Genomic DNA, 1,935 nt, shown 5'->3' on the forward strand with positions numbered 1-1,935 from the left:
CTCGGCGGGCGCGAGTCAGGTCGGTCTGGCCGTCGGACCGCTGTTCCCGCTACTCGAGGAGCTGCCGACGGTGTCGCCGATCGTGGTCCTGCTCGGCGGCGGCGTCGGAATCCTCGTTGGCTCGTGGACGGGCGCCCCGCGAATGATCAAGTCGATCTCCCAGGAGTACGCGTCGCTGGGGCCGCGTCGCTCGATCGCGACGCTCGTCCCTTCGTTTCTCATCGCACAGAGCGCGGTTCTGCTGGGAGTCCCGGTCTCGTTCAACGAGATCATCGTGAGTGCGATCGTCGGCAGCGGGGCCGCGGTCGCCGGCGGAGCCGGCGTCAGTCCGCGAAAGCTGGGACTCACCGTCGCCGCCTGGATCGGATCGTTCATACTCGCGTTCGGTCTCGGCTACGGGTCGATGCTTCTTCTGGACCTCTGAAGCTGCAGGACGCGTTCGGCCCTTCTTCGATCACCGTCCGTTTTCGATCGAATCTCGGTCGGAATAGCGGGTTGCCTATACGCTTTCGAGAAGCTACGGTAGCAATCGGCCGATCGACGGCCGGTTCGATGCGACGATGCGATAGACGAACTCGCGGACGGGTGCATATCCAGGAACGCGACGAAACAGCGGAAAAAGCTGCGATGGCAGAAGGCCGGTCCGTTCGTAGGCGCGTTCCATCGCTGCCCCACAGGAGTAGGTCGTCTCGTCGGTAACCAGATGCGCACACGCCTCGTAGTCGAGCGGCAAGCGCGCTCGCAGGTCGTCCGTGAGTTCCGAAAAGCCGACGATGTCAATCGCCGCGCGGCGGTCCACGAACCGCGCTGCACGAGTACAGACCCCGCAATCGTCGTCGTAGACGAGCGTCGGTGGTGACATTCTCGAGCCGAAGGCGTGGATACCGATGAGGTTCTCAAGCCACTAAACTCTCAACCTCAACGACTACCCTTACGCTTCTCGTTTGGGTTCTCATGCCATCGGAGTCGGCCGACGTTCGCGTGTGGCTGGTCGAGCGCGATTACGACAATCGAGACCTCATTATCCTCACCTATGCGACTCCCGACGGAACTCAAACCTTCCGAAAGGAACTCGCAGTACAGGCGGTCGACCTGGACACGGTCACTGCCGCGAAGGACGTCTCTCCCGATGACCTCGCGACCGTCGAGGATCCAGACGTTCGCGACCGGTATGCCGACGAAGCAGCGCGCATGGTGGAGGAACACGATCCCGACGAGACGATATAGTTGTGGCAGATGACCGGACCCGATCTGTCCCGACGGCGACTACTCGAGCGTACGGCGGGAACGCTCGCGCTCGCCGCGCTGGCCGGCTGTAGCGACCTCGGTTGGGACATTGACTCGAGCGACGTCAACAGGACCGACAAGAGCGACGGCGTAGACGTGATCGACGGCGACGACCTCCCCCTCCGTGAGGCGAACGTCGTCGAGGTGAGCGTCAACGACGGAGACGCATACGCGTTCGACGTGGCGCTTCACCATGACGACGACGGCGAGGACGGCTACACGAACTGGTGGCAGGTCGAGCGCCTCAACGGGACGCTCCTCGGTTGGCGCGACCTGACACCTCCTACTCCGAACAGCCGTTCACTCGTTCCGAGTGCGCTAAAGTGCCTGACGACGTCTCGTGTGTCATTGTCCACTGTTACGACGAGATCCACGGCTACGGTGGACGAGCGATGCTTGTCGCACTCCAGTCAGGCGAGACGTGGGTCGCCGACCAGGGATCGTTCGCTTGCTCGTTCGGCGAGCGCGACTGTCCGTAACGGTCTCGCGAGTCCCGCGCTGCGACGGTCATCGCCGGTGGTCGGTCAGTAGATGCGCTCGGTCGCGATCTCGGCGCCCTCGACGAGCGCCTCGAGTTTGGCCCACGCGATCTCGGGGTCAACCATGCCGAGGCCGGCCTGCGTGCCGAAGCCGCAGTCGGGCGCGGCG

Annotated in this window: 5 protein-coding genes and 1 pseudogene; 3 read left to right on the top strand and 3 right to left on the bottom strand. The window is 63.9% G+C overall.

Annotated elements, in window-relative coordinates; genetic code table 11:
• A partial coding sequence (locus PGX04_RS11715) for an inorganic phosphate transporter (protein ID WP_273738675.1) occupies positions 1-424 on the top strand: 424 nt, incomplete at its 5' end.
• 93 nt (positions 425-517) lie between these two features.
• On the opposite strand, the gene PGX04_RS11720 is transcribed toward PGX04_RS11715, so the two are convergent.
• Entirely contained in the window at positions 518-862 is a 345-nt protein-coding gene (locus PGX04_RS11720) for a thiol-disulfide oxidoreductase DCC family protein (RefSeq protein WP_273738676.1), read from the bottom strand.
• A 92-nt stretch (positions 863-954) separates the two neighbouring features.
• Here PGX04_RS11720 and PGX04_RS11725 point away from each other — a divergent pair, with 92 nt between their 5' ends.
• Positions 955-1,227, top strand: a complete 273-nt coding sequence (locus PGX04_RS11725; protein ID WP_273738677.1) for a DUF7967 family protein — start codon at positions 955-957, stop codon at positions 1,225-1,227.
• Between the two features lie 39 nt (positions 1,228-1,266).
• Here PGX04_RS11725 and PGX04_RS11730 read toward each other — a convergent pair whose 3' ends face one another.
• Complete coding sequence (locus PGX04_RS11730; RefSeq protein WP_273738678.1) at positions 1,267-1,482, bottom strand: hypothetical protein; 216 nt, start codon at positions 1,480-1,482, stop codon at positions 1,267-1,269.
• A 128-nt stretch (positions 1,483-1,610) separates the two neighbouring features.
• On the opposite strand from PGX04_RS11730, the gene PGX04_RS11735 reads away from it, so the two are divergent.
• Entirely contained in the window at positions 1,611-1,766 is a 156-nt protein-coding gene (locus PGX04_RS11735) for a hypothetical protein (RefSeq protein WP_273738679.1), read from the top strand.
• Between the two features lie 45 nt (positions 1,767-1,811).
• On the opposite strand, the pseudogene PGX04_RS11740 reads toward PGX04_RS11735, so the two are convergent.
• Positions 1,812-1,935, bottom strand: a pseudogene (locus tag PGX04_RS11740) (methionine synthase); the annotation flags it as partial.

This window comes from Natrinema soli, from assembly GCF_028618695.1.

Excerpts from the sequence above, each read along its gene's own strand:
- PGX04_RS11725 (WP_273738677.1), top strand. The coding sequence starts at position 955 with ATGCCATCGGAGTCGGCCGACGTTCGCGTGTGGCTGGTCGAGCGCGAT.
- PGX04_RS11730 (WP_273738678.1), bottom strand. The coding sequence starts at position 1,482 with ATGGTGAAGCGCCACGTCGAACGCGTATGCGTCTCCGTCGTTGACGCT.
- PGX04_RS11720 (WP_273738676.1), bottom strand. The coding sequence starts at position 862 with ATGTCACCACCGACGCTCGTCTACGACGACGATTGCGGGGTCTGTACT.